This window comes from Rahnella sp. NRRL B-41462 (genome assembly GCF_003263525.1).
Classification (GTDB): domain Bacteria; phylum Pseudomonadota; class Gammaproteobacteria; order Enterobacterales; family Enterobacteriaceae; genus Rahnella; species Rahnella aceris.
The window spans coordinates 1-16,706 of the sequence record NZ_JYDF01000074.1 but is presented as its reverse complement, the minus strand read 5'-3'; the positions used below and the strand labels follow the sequence as shown (position 1 = coordinate 16,706).

At 51.7% G+C, this 16,706-nt stretch carries 14 protein-coding genes and 1 riboswitch; of the genes, 10 read left to right on the top strand and 4 right to left on the bottom strand.

Annotated elements, in window-relative coordinates:
- Positions 1–90: 90 nt before the first annotated feature.
- A complete protein-coding gene (gene argE / locus UC14_RS17545; protein ID WP_041673179.1) occupies positions 91–1,242 on the bottom strand; it encodes an acetylornithine deacetylase in 1,152 nt (383 codons plus the stop codon).
- A 138-nt stretch (positions 1,243–1,380) separates the two neighbouring features.
- Here argE and argC point away from each other — a divergent pair, with 138 nt between their 5' ends.
- The 3 genes from argC to argH all read left to right on the top strand — a co-directional run bounded on the left by argC (position 1,381) and on the right by argH (position 4,747).
- Positions 1,381–2,385, top strand: coding sequence for an N-acetyl-gamma-glutamyl-phosphate reductase (argC, locus tag UC14_RS17540; RefSeq protein ID WP_013577571.1), 1,005 nt, complete (start codon positions 1,381–1,383; stop codon positions 2,383–2,385).
- A gap of 131 nt (positions 2,386–2,516) precedes the next feature.
- Entirely contained in the window at positions 2,517–3,290 is a 774-nt protein-coding gene (argB, locus tag UC14_RS17535; protein WP_013577570.1) for an acetylglutamate kinase, read from the top strand.
- A gap of 83 nt (positions 3,291–3,373) precedes the next feature.
- Positions 3,374–4,747: an argininosuccinate lyase gene (gene argH, locus UC14_RS17530; RefSeq protein WP_013577569.1), complete on the top strand. Its 1,374-nt coding sequence runs from the start codon at positions 3,374–3,376 to the stop codon at positions 4,745–4,747.
- 54 nt (positions 4,748–4,801) lie between these two features.
- On the opposite strand, the gene UC14_RS17525 is transcribed toward argH, so the two are convergent.
- Positions 4,802–5,563 (bottom strand): glutathione peroxidase, encoded by a 762-nt coding sequence (locus UC14_RS17525; RefSeq protein ID WP_013577568.1) that lies wholly within the window; start codon positions 5,561–5,563, stop codon positions 4,802–4,804.
- Between the two features lie 160 nt (positions 5,564–5,723).
- On the opposite strand from UC14_RS17525, the gene oxyR reads away from it, so the two are divergent.
- The gene (gene oxyR / locus UC14_RS17520) at positions 5,724–6,647 is read left to right on the top strand and encodes a DNA-binding transcriptional regulator OxyR (RefSeq protein ID WP_013577567.1); all 924 of its coding nucleotides are present in this window, start codon (positions 5,724–5,726) and stop codon (positions 6,645–6,647) included.
- On the opposite strand, the gene sthA is transcribed toward oxyR, so the two are convergent.
- A complete protein-coding gene (gene sthA / locus UC14_RS17515) occupies positions 6,630–8,030 on the bottom strand; it encodes a Si-specific NAD(P)(+) transhydrogenase (protein ID WP_037035313.1) in 1,401 nt (466 codons plus the stop codon). The two genes, oxyR and sthA, sit on opposite strands and share 18 nt — an antisense overlap.
- A gap of 212 nt (positions 8,031–8,242) precedes the next feature.
- Here sthA and fabR point away from each other — a divergent pair, with 212 nt between their 5' ends.
- The 4 genes from fabR to UC14_RS17495 all read left to right on the top strand — a co-directional run bounded on the left by fabR (position 8,243) and on the right by UC14_RS17495 (position 12,281).
- Complete coding sequence (gene fabR, locus UC14_RS17510; RefSeq protein WP_013577565.1) at positions 8,243–8,923, top strand: HTH-type transcriptional repressor FabR; 681 nt, start codon at positions 8,243–8,245, stop codon at positions 8,921–8,923.
- Positions 8,898–9,257, top strand: a complete 360-nt coding sequence (locus tag UC14_RS17505; protein ID WP_013577564.1) for a YijD family membrane protein — start codon at positions 8,898–8,900, stop codon at positions 9,255–9,257. Before fabR ends, UC14_RS17505 begins: the two co-directional genes overlap by 26 nt.
- Before the next feature lie 273 nt (positions 9,258–9,530).
- Positions 9,531–11,117: an MFS transporter gene (locus UC14_RS17500; protein WP_013577562.1), complete on the top strand. Its 1,587-nt coding sequence runs from the start codon at positions 9,531–9,533 to the stop codon at positions 11,115–11,117.
- 24 nt (positions 11,118–11,141) lie between these two features.
- Positions 11,142–12,281, top strand: coding sequence for a glycoside hydrolase family 105 protein (locus tag UC14_RS17495; protein WP_112152604.1), 1,140 nt, complete (start codon positions 11,142–11,144; stop codon positions 12,279–12,281).
- 70 nt (positions 12,282–12,351) lie between these two features.
- On the opposite strand, the gene trmA is transcribed toward UC14_RS17495, so the two are convergent.
- A complete protein-coding gene (trmA, locus tag UC14_RS17490) occupies positions 12,352–13,452 on the bottom strand; it encodes a tRNA (uridine(54)-C5)-methyltransferase TrmA (protein ID WP_112198121.1) in 1,101 nt (366 codons plus the stop codon).
- A gap of 141 nt (positions 13,453–13,593) precedes the next feature.
- Positions 13,594–13,868, top strand: a riboswitch (cobalamin riboswitch).
- 70 nt (positions 13,869–13,938) lie between these two features.
- Here trmA and btuB point away from each other — a divergent pair.
- Positions 13,939–15,816 (top strand): TonB-dependent vitamin B12 receptor BtuB, encoded by a 1,878-nt coding sequence (gene btuB, locus UC14_RS17485; RefSeq protein WP_013577559.1) that lies wholly within the window; start codon positions 13,939–13,941, stop codon positions 15,814–15,816.
- Entirely contained in the window at positions 15,761–16,642 is an 882-nt protein-coding gene (gene murI, locus UC14_RS17480) for a glutamate racemase (RefSeq protein ID WP_112198120.1), read from the top strand. Before btuB ends, murI begins: the two co-directional genes overlap by 56 nt.
- Positions 16,643–16,706: the final 64 nt, after the last annotated feature.

Genomic DNA, 16,706 nt, shown 5'->3' with positions numbered 1-16,706 from the left:
GATATCAGTTTGGCTAATCCACCTTTTGTACAGTATCAAAGGGCGCCCGTGAGCGCCCTGATTGTTTCTTCATCAATCCTTCATTCAGTATCAGTGATAACAGAAATGATGAACAACCTGAGAAATCAGCTCACGAGTCGGTTTAATGAACGCAGTATCAATATATTCATCTGGCTGATGTGCCTGATCGATAGAACCTGGTCCGAGCACCAGCGTCGGGCACAGTTCCTGAATAAACGGCGCTTCGGTGCAGTAGTTAACGATTTCCGTCTCCACGCCCAGTAATTTCTCGACCACCTGCACCAGCGGGTGATCCGGCGGACATTCATAGCCCGGGATCGGTGGATGCAGTTCTTCAATCACAATACGTCCCGGCCAGCGTTCGCTGACGGGGGCCAGTGCCTCGTTCAACAGACCATCAATGTCGGTCAGCGTCAGACCCGGCAGCGGGCGGATATCCATGTGCATTTCACAACAGGCACAAATACGGTTTGGTGCGTCGCCGCCGTTGATATAACCAAAGTTCATGGTCGGGTACGGGATCACGAAACCACTGTGGTTGTAACGGCTTTTCAGCGTATTGCGCAGCGTCATTAAATGGGTAATCGATTCGTGCATCAGTTCAATAGCGTTCACGCCGCGGGACGGATCACTGGAATGGCCGGACTGACCGGTGATGCGGATTGCATTCGACAGATGCCCCTTATGCGCACGAACCGGCTTGAGCGACGTGGGTTCACCGATGATCGCGCAGTCAGGGCGAATTTTGGCATTTTTAGAGAAATAGCTGGCACCGGCCATGGTGGTTTCTTCATCGGCGGTCGCCAAAATATACAGCGGTTTAGTCAGTTTGGTCAGATCGACATCACGCAATGAATCGAGGATGAACGCGAAGAAACCTTTCATATCGGCAGTCCCTAAACCATAGAGCTTATTTTCATGCTCGGTCAGGGTGAAAGGATCACGTGTCCAGCGGCCGTCATCGAACGGAACGGTATCGGTATGACCCGCCAGCAGCAACCCGCCTGCACCTTCACCGGTACTGGCTAACATGTTGAATTTATGGCGTGTTCCTGGCACGGGTTGCACTTCGACTTTGAAGCCTAAATCACCGAACCAGCCTGCCAGTAGATTGATTAACGTCTCATTGCTCTGGTCCAGTGCAGCGTCTGTGGCGCTGATGGAAGGGGTGGCGATTAACGCCCGGTAGAGCTCAATAAAAGGAGGTAATTTCATCTTCACTGTTGACAGCCTTTAGTTAGGGTAGTATTCATATTCATGCAATAATTGTGAATAAAAATACAATAAGCCAGCGCGTAAGGAAACCGGAAAAAAATTCATCCGGCCCCTACCCAAAAATTGAGAAGGTGAACAAGCCCTATGTTAAATACGCTGATTGTTGGTGCCACAGGTTATGCCGGAGCCGAACTCGCTGCTTACCTGAATCGCCACCCACATATGAACATAACCGGTTTAACGGTTTCAGCGCAAAGTGCAGATGCAGGAAAATTACTTTCTGATTTGCATCCTCAATTAAAAGGCATCGTCGATTTGCCTGTTTCGCCACTGACTGACGTGGCGGAAGCCGCGAAAGGTGTCGATGTGGTATTTCTGGCGACCGCGCATGAAGTCAGCCACGATTTAGCGCCACAGTTTCTGGCGGCGGGCTGCGTAGTGTTTGATCTATCCGGTGCTTTTCGCGTCAGCAAACCTGAGTTTTATACCGAATTCTACGGTTTTGAGCATCAGCATCTCGACCTGCTCGACCAAGCTGTGTATGGCCTGGCCGAATGGCAGGCTGACAAATTAAAAGATGCACAGCTGATCGCCGTTCCGGGCTGTTACCCGACCGCTTCGCAGCTGGCGCTTAAACCCCTTATCGAAAATGGTTTGCTCAATGACAGCCAGTGGCCGGTGATCAACGCCACCAGCGGTGTCAGCGGCGCAGGCCGTAAAGCCACGCTCGGCAACAGCTTCTGCGAAGTCAGCCTTCAGCCATACAAACTTTTCAGCCACCGTCATCATCCGGAAATTGCCGAGCACCTTGGCGTGCCGGTGATTTTCACACCGCATCTGGGCAACTTCCCGCGCGGTATTCTGGCGACCATCACCTGCCGTCTGAACGCGGGTGTCACGGAGCAGGACGTGGCGGAAGCCTTCCATAATGCTTATCACGATAAACCGCTGGTGCGTTTGTACACCAAAGGCGTTCCGGCGCTGAAAGACGTGGTTGGCCTGCCGTTTTGCGATATCGGTTTTGCGGTGAAAGGCGAACATCTGATTGTGGTGGCGACGGAGGATAATGTGCTTAAAGGCGCGTCCGCGCAGGCGGTTCAGTGCATGAATATCCGTTTCGGCTTCCCGGAAACACAATCACTGCTTTAATACTTCGTCAGATTGTCAGCAAACAAAAAACAACCGCCCCTGAGCGTTTATTCAGACGTGCAGGGGTGTTAGATTAAATTAAATGTATTGTTATTAATTAACATTCTCAACCGGTCGGGGCGCGAACAGCTATGAATCCGTTAGTCATAAAATTAGGTGGTGTGTTGCTGGACAATGAAGAAGCGCTCGAGCGCCTGTTCATGGCGGTAGTGGCTTATCGTCAGGAATATCACCGCCCGCTGGTTATTGTTCACGGTGGCGGCTGCCTGGTTGACGAGCTGATGAAAAAGCTGAATCTGCCGGTGGTGAAAAAAGCCGGTCTGCGTGTGACTCCGGCTGATCAGATTGACATTATCACCGGCGCACTTGCTGGCAGCGCTAACAAAACCCTGCTGGCGTGGGCGGTTAAAAATCATATCAACGCCGTTGGCCTGTCTCTGGCAGACGGCGGTACTGTCAGCGTTACACAACTGGATGAATCACTGGGCTTCGTCGGTAAAGCCGAAGCGGGTAACCCGGCGCTGATTAACACGCTGCACGGCGCAGGCTACCTGCCGATTGTCAGTTCTATCGGCATCACCGCAAACGGCGAGCTGATGAACGTTAACGCTGATCAGGCTGCGACTGCACTGGCGGCCACGCTGGGCGCGGATCTGATCCTGCTGTCTGATGTCAGTGGCATTCTTGACGGCAAAGGTCAGCGTATCCCGGAAATGAGCGCAGAGAAAGCCGAGCAGCTTATCGCGCAGGGTATTATCACCGATGGCATGATCGTCAAAGTTCACGCTGCGCTGGACGCCGCCCGTTCTCTGGGACGTCCGGTTGATATTGCCAGCTGGCGTCATGCCGAACAATTACCGGCACTGTTTAACGGCGTCGCCATCGGCACACGTATTCTGGCGTAACGCACCGGCGGCGCATTCGGTATACCCTTTTCAAGGGCGCAGCATAGTGCGCCCTTTTGCATAAAAAATTCAGGAGCAGGAAAATGGCACTTTGGGGCGGACGTTTTACTCAGGCAGCGGATCAGCGGTTTAAAGAACTCAATGACTCACTGCGTTTCGATTACCGGCTGGCAGAGCAGGACATCGTGGGCTCAGTAGCCTGGTCCAAAGCGCTGGTGACCGTCAACGTATTAACCGCTGACGAGCAAATCCAGCTGGAAGAGGCGCTGACCGTGCTGCTGGAAGAAGTCCGTGCCAATCCCCGCGCTATTTTAGCCAGCGACGCCGAAGATATTCATAGCTGGGTCGAAGGTAAACTGATCGACAAAGTCGGTAATCTTGGCAAGAAACTGCATACCGGCCGCAGCCGTAACGATCAGGTCGCGACCGACATCAAACTGTGGTGTAAAGCGCAGGTGGTTGAACTGGGCGATGCATTGCATCATTTACAGCAGGCGCTGGTTGCCACCGCCGAAGCCAATCAGGACGCGGTGATGCCGGGTTACACCCATCTGCAACGCGCTCAGCCTGTGACCTTTGCGCACTGGTGCATGGCGTATGTTGAAATGCTGGCGCGTGACGAAAGCCGTCTGAAAGATACCCTGACCCGTCTGGACGTCAGCCCGCTGGGCTGTGGCGCACTGGCCGGTACGGCATATCCGATGGATCGCGAACAGCTGGCGGGCTGGTTAGGTTTTGCTTCTGCGACCCGTAACAGCCTCGACAGCGTTTCTGACCGTGACCATGTTCTTGAACTGCTGTCCAACGCGGCCATCAGTATGGTTCACCTTTCCCGTTTTGCCGAAGACCTGATCTTCTTTAACACCGGCGAAGCGGCGTTTATTGATTTGTCCGATCGCGTAACGTCAGGTTCCTCCCTGATGCCGCAGAAGAAAAACCCGGATGCGCTGGAGCTGATCCGCGGCAAATGTGGCCGCGTACAAGGCGCACTGACTGGCATGATGATGACCATGAAGGGCCTGCCGCTGGCGTACAACAAAGACATGCAGGAAGACAAAGAAGGGCTGTTCGATGCGCTCGACACCTGGATGGATTGCCTGAATATGGCGTCGCTGGTGCTGGACGGCATTCAGGTGAAACGCCCGCGTGCGAAAGAAGCTGCACAGCAAGGCTACGCTAATTCCACCGAACTGGCAGACTATCTGGTTGCCAAAGGCGTGCCGTTCCGCGAAGCACACCATATTGTGGGTGAAGCGGTGGTCGAAGCGATTAATCAGGGGAAGGCGCTGGAAGAATTGCCGCTGGCTGATTTGCAGAAATTCAGCAATGTGATTGGCGATGACGTTTACGCGATCCTTGAACTGCAATCCTGTCTCGACAAACGTGCCGCCAAAGGTGGCGTTTCTCCGCAGCAGGTCGCGCAGGCGATTGCCGATGCGAAAGCGCGTTTAGCGTAAAATAAAAAAGGCGGACCGAAGTCCGCCTGATTTTACTGTTTGGTTTCCCGACGCTTATTGTGCGACTTCGCACAACGCTTCTGTTTCTGAATGGAGGTAAACCTCCAGGTCGTCACTTCCCCCAATGTGGCGTCCACCGATAAAGACTTGCGGCACTGTCGCCCGCCCTGTCACGGCGCGCAGACTGACGGTGGTCGCGTCTTTACCTAATACAATTTCTTCGTACTGAATGCCGCGTTCCTGCAACATTTGTTTGGCTTTCGCACAGAACGGACAGCCCGGTTTGGTGAATACGGACACGGATTCTTGTACTTTAAATTCTGGTGCCAGATATTTGAGCATGGTGTCTGCATCAGACACTTCAAACGGGTCACCCGGTTTGTTTGGCTCAACGAACATTTTCTCGACTACACCATTGCGCACCAGCATGGAATAACGCCATGAACGCGGGCCGAAGCCTAAATCCGCTTTCTCAACCAGCATGTCCATGCCTTTGGTGAATTCACCGTTACCGTCCGGAATGAAAGTGATGTTGGACGCGTTTTGTTCGGCTTTCCAGGCGTTCATCACGAAGGTGTCATTCACGGAAACGCACAGAATGCTGTCGACGCCGTGGTTTTTAAAGACCGGAGCCAGTTCGTTGTAACGTGGAAGATGGCTTGAAGAGCAGGTCGGGGTGAAGGCTCCCGGTAATGAAAACACAATCACTGTTTTATTTTTAAACAGCTGCTCGCTGCTGAGATCTACCCACTGGTCGCCCTGTCGGGTGTGAAAAGTAACGTGCGGTACGTGTTTCCCTTCCTGGCTTGCAAACATGAATAACCTCTTAATTAATCAATAAAATACAAAATATTTTCGGCATTGCCGTTTCGCTGGGAGGCATTATTCACAATAATGGTTGATAGATATAATCGTTGATTGCTATCTTATCTATCGTTAACAGCTATCTCATTGCCTTTTAGGGACTGGAGGAAAAATGAACATTCGCGATCTAGAGTATCTGGTGGCGCTGGCGGAGTTCCGTCACTTTCGCCGCGCAGCAGATTCATGCCATGTCAGTCAGCCGACGTTAAGCGGTCAGATTCGTAAACTGGAAGATGAACTTGGCGTTATGTTGCTTGAAAGAACCAGCCGCAAAGTGTTGTTTACACAAGCCGGTTTGTTGCTGGTGGATCAGGCGCGCACGGTGTTACGTGAAGTGAAAGTTCTGAAAGAGATGGCAAGCCAACAGGGTGAAGCGATGTCCGGGCCGATGCATATCGGGCTGATCCCGACCGTCGGGCCTTATTTGCTGCCCCAGATTATTCCTTCGCTGCACAAAACCTTCCCGAAGCTGGAAATGTATCTGCACGAAGCGCAAACCCATCAGTTACTGGCTCAGCTGGACAGCGGAAAACTCGACTGTGCCATTCTGGCGCTGGTGAAAGAGAGCGAAGCGTTTATTGAAGTGCCGCTGTTTGATGAGCCGATGAGGCTGGCGATCTACGACGATCATCCATGGGCATCTCGCGATCGTGTGGCGATGGCCGATCTGGCCGGTGAAAAACTGCTGATGCTGGAAGACGGGCACTGCCTGCGTGATCAGGCGCTCGGTTTCTGCTTCCAGGCAGGCGCGGATGAAGATACCCATTTCCGGGCAACCAGTCTGGAAACGCTGCGTAATATGGTGGCGGCGGGAAGCGGGATTACGTTGCTGCCATCACTGGCTGTGCCCAATGAGCGCAGCCGTGACGGCGTGACGTATCTGATGTGTGACAAACCGGAACCACGACGCACCATCGCGCTGGTATATCGTCCCGGTTCGCCACTGCGCGGGCGTTACGAGCAGCTGGCGGAAGCCATCAAAGAGCACATGCAGCCTTACATGGACCGAACTGCAGTCTTAAAACAGGCGGTTTAAGCCGTTCAGTGCCGCAACGCGATAGGCCTCTGCCATGGTCGGATAGTTGAAGGTGGTATTAACGAAATACTCGATAGTATTCCCTTCACCTTTCTGTTCCATGATGGCCTGACCGATGTGAATAATCTCGGCGGCGCGTTCACCAAAGCAGTGAATTCCCAGAATTTCTTTGGTATCACGGTGGAACAGGAGCTTCAGACTACCCACGTTCATGCCTGCAATTTGCGCGCGTGCCAGATGTTTAAACTGTGCGCGGCCCACTTCGTAGGGCACTTTCATCGCTGTCAGTTCCTGTTCGGTTTTACCCACGGAACTGATTTCAGGAATGGTGTAAATACCCGTCGGAATGTTTTCTATAAGGTGGACTTTCGCTTCGCCCTGAATCATGGCCTGCGCGGCGATACGTCCCTGATCGTAAGCCGCTGATGCCAGGCTTGGATAGCCAATGACGTCACCGACCGCATAAATATGCGACAGCGCAGTCTGATACATGCTGTTCACTTTCAGCAGCCCGCGGCTGTCAGCTTCCAGACCAATGTTCTCCAGACCCAGTTTATCGGTGTTACCTGTGCGCCCGTTGGCATACAGCAGTGCATCAGCTTTCACTTTTTTACCGGATTTAAGATGCATGATCACACCGTCTTCCACGCCTTCGATCATCTCGAACTCTTCGTTGTGGCGGATAACCACACCGTTATTCCAGAAGTGATAGGACAGGGCGTCTGACATTTCCTGATCGAGGAAAGACAGCAAGCGGTCACGGGTGTTGATTAAGTCCACTTTGACGTTCAGACCACGGAAGATCGACGCATATTCGCAACCGATTACACCCGCTCCGTAGATAATCACGTGGCGTGGCTCATGGCTCAGTTCAAGAATGAGATCGCTGTCGTAAATCCGCGGATGGCCAAAATCGACATTGGCTGGCCGGTAAGGACGGGAGCCGCAGGCAATCACGATGTTATCAGCGGTAATTTGTTCGTGTGTGTTATCGGCATAGCGGATGCTGATGGTGTTGGCATCCACAAAACTGGCATCTCCGGAAAACAGCTGGCATTGGTTTCTCTCATAGAAACCCTGGCGCATACGTGTTTGCTGATTAATAACCGAATCGGCGTGACGCAGGATGTCCGGGAAACTCGAACTCATAGTGCGGGAGTTATCACTGTAGAGCGGGTTTTGGTTAAATTCGATGATTCTGCTGACGGCGTGGCGTAATGCTTTGGAAGGGATGGTTCCCCAGTGAGTACATCCGCCACCGACGTTGTTATAGCGTTCGATGACAGCAACCCGGGCGCCTTGTTTAACCAGTCCCATCGCGGCGCCTTCTCCGCCAGGGCCTGAGCCAATGATGATGGCATCAAAATGTGAGTGCTGTGGCATGGTTCGAAACCTATTTTTATACAAAATCACAACGAGAAAGTAACATATTACACCTATTTACCCCACATGCAGTTGTCATTTAATGGTAATGCAGCAACATTCTGACCCACTTTATGCTGTTGTATCTTTGGCTCCGGCCGTTAAAATTTTTGGTATAGTGAAGCGATATCGGGCGAATAATCAAAAAGAAGAATACTATCCGGATGAAGGTTATGGGCGTAAGAGCACAACAAAAAGAGCGCACGCGCCGCTCACTGATTGAGGCGGCTTTTAGCCAGCTTAGTGCCGAGCGTAGCTTTGCCAGTCTGAGTCTGCGTGAGGTTTCCCGCGAGGCAGGCATTGCGCCAACCTCCTTTTACCGGCACTTTCGCGATGTGGATGAACTGGGTCTGACAATGGTTGATGAAAGTGGTCTGATGCTGCGTCAGCTGATGCGCCAGGCACGCCAGCGCATTGCGAAAGGGGGCAGCGTGATCCGCACATCAGTCTCCACGTTTATGGAATTCATCGGTAACAATCCCAACGCATTCCGCCTGTTGTTGCGTGAACGCTCCGGTACGTCATCGGCATTTCGTGCCGCCGTCGCCCGTGAAATTCAGCATTTTATTGCGGAACTTGCCGACTATCTGCAACTCGAAAACCATATGCCGCGCAGTTTTACTGAAGCGCAGGCTGAAGCCATGGTGATCATCGTTTTCAACGCCGGGGCGGAAGCGCTGGATGTGGATATTGCACAGCGACGCCAGCTGGAGGAACGCCTGGTGTTGCAGCTGCGGATGATTTCCAAAGGCGCATATTACTGGTATCGCCGTCAGCAGGAACGGACGGCTGTGACCCCCCTCACTAATATGACCCGAGGTAAAGAAGATGACCGAACAACCGAACCAGGATAATGGCACTCTGGTTTTGGCTTTGATTGCCGGGCTATCAATTAATGGCACTTTCGATGCGTTATTCAGTTCTGTCGTAACGTTTTCGATCTTCCCGATCATTTCTCTGGTGTTAGCGGTGTATTGCCTGCACGTTCGTTACCACCGCGGTGAAATGCCGAAAGGGTTACCGGTTCTGGCCGCAGCCTGCTTCCTGCTGGGTCTGTTACTGTACAGCACCATCGTGCGCGCAGAATACCCTGAACTGGGCTCGAACTTCCTGCCGTCGCTGATTTGTGTGGCACTGATCTTCTGGATAGGTCTGAAGCTGAAAAAACGTAAGTCTTCCGCTCAGTAGTCCTTCCTCATAAGTAAAAGAGGCAATCTGCGGATTGCCTTTTTTTATATCCAGCCATTTAATGAACTGTCATTTCATTAATATCAAACCTATGTTCAATATTTAGAGATTGATCGCCCACTTCTTCATTTCTTTGCCATAAAGTCCGTTTGAGTGGCAAAAACCAAAAGGTTTTCATTCCTGCTCCTCGTTAATTTGAATCATGGCCGGACGAAGTATTTTCGTTCGCATTCAGCCTACGCCTATAGGTGATTTAACAGAGGCAACACGGCAATGAAAACACGTAAAATCGGATTCTTTAATTACATCGCTTACGGGTCAGGCGATTTTCTCGGGGCGGGAACGACAGCTCTGACTGCGGCGTGGCTACTCTATTTTTACACCACGTTTTGCGGTCTTTCGCCCATTGAAGCGACCTTTATTTTTGCCACCGCGCGCGTAGCCGATGCGGTGCTGAGCCCGCTGATGGGGTATCTCACTGATAATTTCGGCAACACCTGGCTCGGCAAGCGTTTTGGCCGCCGCAAGTTCTTCATCCTGCTCGGTATTCCTTGTGTGTTTAGCTACAGCTTCATGTGGGTGGGAGACATGGGATATGTCTATTATCTGCTGACCTATCTGCTGTTCGATATCGTCTACACCATGATTCTGGTGCCGTATGAAACACTGGTGCCGGAAATGACCGATGATTTCAAACAGAAAACTAAATTTTCCGGCGCCCGTATCGCTCTGGCACAGTTGTCAGCGATTCTGGCGGCCTTCCTGCCGGGGATTCTGTTGCAGCATTTCGGCAAAGATAATGCCATTTCCTTCTTCTATTCGAGCCTGGTCTTTGCGGTAATTTGCGCATTCGTTCTGACACTGGTGTATTTCTTTACCTGGGAAAGACCGGAAGAGCTCAAATCTGAAGCCACGAAGAAAATTGAGCGCGAACGTCAGCAACTGACGCTGGCGCAGAGCCTGAAACGTCTGAAAGTGGAATTATCCTCGACGCTGCGCATCAAGATTTTCCGTCAACATCTGGGGTTATACCTTGGCGGGTATATCGCGCAGGACGTGTTTAATGCCGTCTTCACCTATTACGTCGTGTTCGTGCTGATGCAAAGTGCTGCAATTGCCTCCAACCTGATGGGCATGATGGCCATCCTGCAATTCGTGGCGGTAATTGGCATGATCCCGCTGTGTATCCGCTTTGGTCCTGCACCATCTTATCGTCTGGCTGTTTCCCTGTTCGGGCTGGCCGCTATCTCGTACGGCGTGCTGTATTACACCGGTATGAATGATTCGATGTCATTACTGCTGCTGATTTCCGCGCTGGCCGGTCTTGGCCGTGGCGGGATCAACTACGTGCCGTGGAATATCTACACCTATATCGCTGACGTTGATGAAACCATTACCGGTCAGCGCCGCGAAGGGATTTTCGCCGGCGTGATGACGCTGACCCGCAAAGCATCACAGGCCGGTGCGGTGATGCTGGTAGGGATTATCTTGCAACTTGCCGGGTTCGTTTCCGGGCAAAGTCAGCAGGTTCCGGCAGTCGGTCATACCATTCTTGGTGTACTGGTGATCGGGTCATTGCTGATGCTCAGTATCGGTTTCACCATCTCCCTGTTCTTCCGTCTTAATCAGAAAACGCACGGTGTGCTGACCCGCGAAACGCAGAAAATGCGTGATGCTAACCGTATCGTACCGGAGCAAATTACGCCGGAAGACCGGGCTACGGTCGAAATGCTGACAGGAATGAAATACGAATCTCTGTGGGGCAATAACAACATCGGTTATCTGCATCGCAATAACCCGCCTCCCGAAAAGCTGACCCGTGAAAATACCGCTGAAATGCCGGTCCAGGGACGTTTATAAATTTTGAATTCACAGGAGAACGCCATGAAAGTTTTTGAAGTTAAACACAGTGCCTTGCTGCGACAGCCGGAACATTTCATTTCTCGCGGGGAACTGAAATCGCTGATCCACAACGTGACCAACAATCTGGTGAATATCGAAGATAAAACCGGTGAATTCCTGCTGCGGTTGGACGATGGCCGCGTGATTGATACCAAAGGCTGGGCAGGCTGGGAATGGACGCACGGTATCGGACTTTACGGGATTTATCAGTATTATCAGCAGACTGGTGACGAAAAAATGCGTGCGGTGATCGACGACTGGTTTACCGCGCGTCTGGCGGAAGGCACGCCGACCAAAAACGTCAATACCATGAGCCCGTTCCTGACGCTGGCTTATCGTTATGAGGAAACCGGCAATGCGGCATGGCGCCCTTATCTGGAGCGCTGGGCGGAATGGGTAATGTACGAAATGCCGCGCACTGATAAAGGCGCGATGCAGCACATCGTTTATAACAACGAAAATCACCAGCAAATGTGGGATGACACGCTGATGATGAGCGTGTTGCCCCTGGCGAAAATAGGCAAGCTGCTGGACCGTCCGGAGTTTGTCGAAGAAGCGACGTATCAGTTCCTGATGCATGTGCAGTATCTGATGGATCGCGAAACCGGTCTGTGGTTCCACGGCTGGACGTTCGACGGACATCATAACTTTGCGCAGGCCCGCTGGGCGCGTGGCAACAGCTGGCTGACCATCGCGATCCCGGAATTCCTCGAACTGGTGGATTTACCGGAAAATAACGCCACCCGTCGCTATTTATTGCAGGTGCTGGAAAGTCAGGTCAGTGCGCTGGCGAAATGTCAGGATGACAGCGGTTTATGGCATACGCTGCTTGATGACCCGCAATCTTATCTTGAGAGCTCAGCGACCGCCGGTTTCGCCTATGGCATTCTGAAAGCCGTGCGTAAACGTTATATCGATGCGTCTTATGCGCCGGTGGCGGAGAAAGCCATTCAGGGGGTGATCAAACACATCAACCCGGCAGGGGAGCTGACGCAAACATCATTCGGAACGGCGATGGGGAATGATCTCGATTTCTATCGTGAAATCGCGCTGACCTCGATGCCTTACGGACAGGCAATGGCGATCCTGTGTCTGTCAGAATATCTGCGGGTTTATCTGTAGTATTGCGGATAACGGACTGAAGTAAAAACGGGCACTCAAAAGGTGCCCGTTTTTGTTTTTTCATCCGCTGTCAGATTTTTTCCAGCAGCACGCCAGATTCCATATGGTGCGTATACGGGAACTGATCAAACAACGCCAGACGTGTCACGCGGTGCGTCTTGCTCAGTGTTTCCAGATTCGCGCACAGTGTTTCCGGATTGCAGGAGATATAAAGAATACGGTCGTAGCCTGCCACCATCTTCACTGTTTCGTCATCCAGTCCGCTGCGCGGCGGGTCGACAAAAATGGTGTTGCATTCATACCCGCTTAAATCAATATCCTGCAAACGGCGGAATTCGCGTACGCCATTCAGCGCCTGTGTGAAATCTTCGGCCGCCATGCGGATAATCTGCACGTTATCAATATGGTTCGCCGCAATGTTGAATTGCGCGGCTGTGACGGAAGGTTTGGCGATTTCTGTCGCCAGAACGCGGCGGAAGTTGCGTGCCAGAGCCAGCGAGAAGTTGCCGTTACCACAGTAAAGTTCCAGCAAATCGCCGATCGAGTTTTCCGTGGCCTTCAGCGCCCATTCCAGCATCTGAATGTTCATCTCAGCGTTTGGCTGGGTGAAACTGTTTTCCACCTGACGGTAAATCATATCGCGGCCCGCCACCGGAAGGACTTCGTCGACATAATCCTGATCGAGCATGATTTTAGTTTTGGCTGCACGGCCAATCAGCTGGATGTCAAACCCGTCAGCGCGCAACTGGTCGCGCAAGGCGGTAGCAGCCTGCTGCCATTCGTCATCAAGCTTACGATGGTAAAGCAGCGAGGCAATGATTTTGCCACTGCGGGTCGACAGATAGTCGATCTGGAAGATCTTGCGGCGCAATGCCGGATCTTGTTTGATGGCCGCAATAAGCTTAGGCATCAGGCGGTTAATCAGTTCGCTGGCGGTCGGGAACTGGTCCACACGCACACGGGCTTTGGTCTGCTGATCAAACATGATGTGGTACAGGTCGCCTTCATCGTGCCAGACACGGAATTCGGCGCGCATACGATAATGGCTGACAGGAGAACGGAAAACGTCAGGCTGCGGCGCATTATAAGGCGACATCATCGCCGTGAGACGTGCGGTCTTTTCCGCCAACTGGTCGTCATAGTGTTCAATGGGCAGGTTTTCAGGCGTCATCGGTTATCTCGTCTAACAGGAAGTAAATGAACAAACTTTGCGGGGGATTGTAGGGAAAGTCACTCCTATGTCCACCTTTGTTACATTTCTTCCGGTAAAACATACCTGACGTTACGGATGTCTGGATTTCCAAATGGGTTGATCGTAGGATTGCGCTTCGGCCTCATTGACTGAGTTAAAAGGGAATCCGGTGTGAATCCGGAACTGGCGCGCAGCGGTATGGGGAAATCACGGCGATAGCATTCTTTATTATGCAGACACTGTTTCTTCTTTCTCTTTCCCTCTTTATATAAAGACAAGAGAGAAGAGGAGATGGGAAGTCATCGCCCGGTGCGGGTATTTTTAATTAATTACGACGTAATTAATTAGCCTGCAAATCCTAAGTCCGAAGACCTGCCGATGTTACGTCGCATTAATCATCGTCGTCGCGAAATACCGTCGGTGATCCTCTGCGGCATCCGCCAATTAAGTTTGGATGCTCGATTCATGACAATTAAAAAGCATGTGCTGCTGACGGCATTATCTGTCACGGCTTTTTCAGGGTGGGCGCAAGACAGCACTTCCACAAACAGTGGCGATGATCTGGTTGTTACCGCGAACCGTTTTCCACAGCCCGTTTCCTCAGTACTCGCGCCGACGGATATCGTCACGCGCGCAGATATCGACCGGTGGCAGTCAAAATCTGTGGCTGATGTTTTGCGTCGTTTACCGGGCGTGGATATTGCCCAGAACGGTGGAATGGGCCAGCAGACCTCATTATTTGTTCGCGGAACGAATGCCAGCCACACATTGGTGCTGATGGATGGTGTGCGTCTTAACCAGGCAGGTATTTCCGGCGCGGTGGATATCAGCCAGATTCCCATTTCTCTGGTTCAGCGTATTGAGTTTATTCGTGGCCCACGCTCGGCAGTTTATGGCTCCGATGCCATTGGGGGCGTGGTTAACATCATTACCACGCGTGATAAATTAGGCACGACATTGACAGCCGGTATCGGTTCAAACGGCTATCAGGCTTATGACGGCTCAACGCAGCAGAAACTCGGTGAGAATACTGTTCTGACGGTAGCGGGGAACTATACCTATACAAAAGGTACCGATGTGGTGGCGAATCTGCCGGATAATTACGGTGATCCGCGTCAACCCGATCGTGATGGCTTCATGAGTAAGACGCTCTGGGCAGGTCTTGAGCATCAGTTCAACGACCAGTTCAGCGGTTTTGCCCGCGCATACGGTTTTGATAACCGCACGGCCTATGACGGAACATACAGTTACGCAGATCCGGCACACAGTGATGCGCTGCCTGACACACGCCAGTTGTACAGCCGGACTTACGATACCGGGTTGCGCTTCCAGCAAGGGATCTATTCGACGCAAATCAGCGGAAGCTATAGCAATACTAAAGACTACAATTATGACCCGAAATACGGTCCTTATTCCGCTTCTGCAACGCTGGACGATTCAGATCAATACAACCTGCAATGGGGAAACACTTTCCAGGTAGGGCAGGGAACCCTCAGCGCTGGCGCTGACTGGCAGAAACTCAGTACTCAGCCAGGCACCAACTATATTACCGATGGCTATACCCAACGAAACACGGGTGTGTACGCGACAGCTCAGCAAAAAGTGAGCGATTTTACTTTTGAAGGCGCAGTGCGTAATGACGATAATTCACAGTTTGGTTCGCATGGCACCTGGCAAAGTAGTGCTGCCTGGGAGTTTATTGACGGCTACCGTTTGATTGCGTCTTACGGAACAGCGTTTAAAGCGCCTAATCTGGGACAGTTATACGGCAGTTTTGGCGGTAATGCCGATCTTAAGCCTGAAGAAAGTAAAGAATGGGAAGGTGGGCTGGAAGGCCTGACCGGACCATTGAACTGGCGTTTGTCTGCTTATCGTAATGACATCGATCAGATGATCAGTTACGACAATCAGCAATTCGGTTATTACAATATCGATAAGGCAACAATTAAGGGTGTTGAATGGACCGGGTCTTTCGATACGGGTCCGTTGAGGCATCAGGTCACATTGGAATATTTGGATCCCCGCAATGCTGAGACCAACGAGATTTTATTACGCCGTGCTAAACAACAGGCGAAATATCAGCTCGACTGGACTGTGGCTGATTTTGACTGGTCGCTCAATTATCAGTATTTGGGTGAACGATACGATAAGAATTACAACACCAATGAAAATGTACGCCTGGGTGGTGTGAGTCTTTGGGATCTTGCTGTGTCATATCCGGTAACGTCACATCTGACGGTTCGTGGTAGAATTGCCAACCTCTTTGATAAAGATTACGAGACGGTTTATGGCTACGAAACACCAGGACGTGAGTACAACCTTACTGGAAGCTATACCTTCTGATACAACACAAGTTCCTGACCGCCCGACGGTGCTGGTTTTCGATTCTGGCGTCGGCGGGTTGTCGGTTTATGATGAGGTCCGGCAGATGTTGCCGGACCTGCACTATATATATGTCTTCGATAATGTGGCTTTCCCCTACGGCGAGAAATCCGAAGAGTTTATCGTTGAGCGCGTGGTGGAGATTGTCACCGCTGTTGCGAAACGCCATCCCCTTTCTATTATTGTCATCGCCTGCAACACTGCGAGCACCGTTTCTCTCCCCGCATTACGCGCCAAATTCAGTTGTCCTGTTGTCGGGGTTGTCCCGGCAATCAAACCTGCAGCTAAATTAACGCGTAATGGTGTGGTCGGATTGCTGGCGACCCGTGCGACAGTTCAGCGTCCTTATACGCATGATCTGGTCGCACGCTTTGCGACGGATTGTCAGATTCTGATGCTGGGTTCCGCAGAGCTAGTGGAACTGGCAGAAGCGAAGCTGCATGGCGAAGAGGTTTCACTGGCTGCATTGAAGAAAATCTTGCACCCGTGGCTGCGTTTACGGGAACCGCCGGATACCGTGGTATTAGGTTGCACGCATTTCCCGCTGCTTTCGCAAGAGCTGTCACAGGTTTTACCCGACGGCACGCGTATGATCGACTCGGGTTCTGCGATTGCGAGGCGCGCGCATTGGTTAATTGAAACTTCTCATGTGCCAATTCCTGAAAAAAAAGCCGATGTGGAAATCGAGTGTGTCGCCTACTGCATGGCGATGACTGCAGAGGCACAAAGTTTGCTGCCTGTTTTACAGGCATATGGCTTCAGAAGTATCCAGGAATTGTCGCTTTAAACATCATTTGATGAAAGATTCAGCGGTCGGTAAATTATTTGTATTTTAGGGGTTGCGGCCTTCT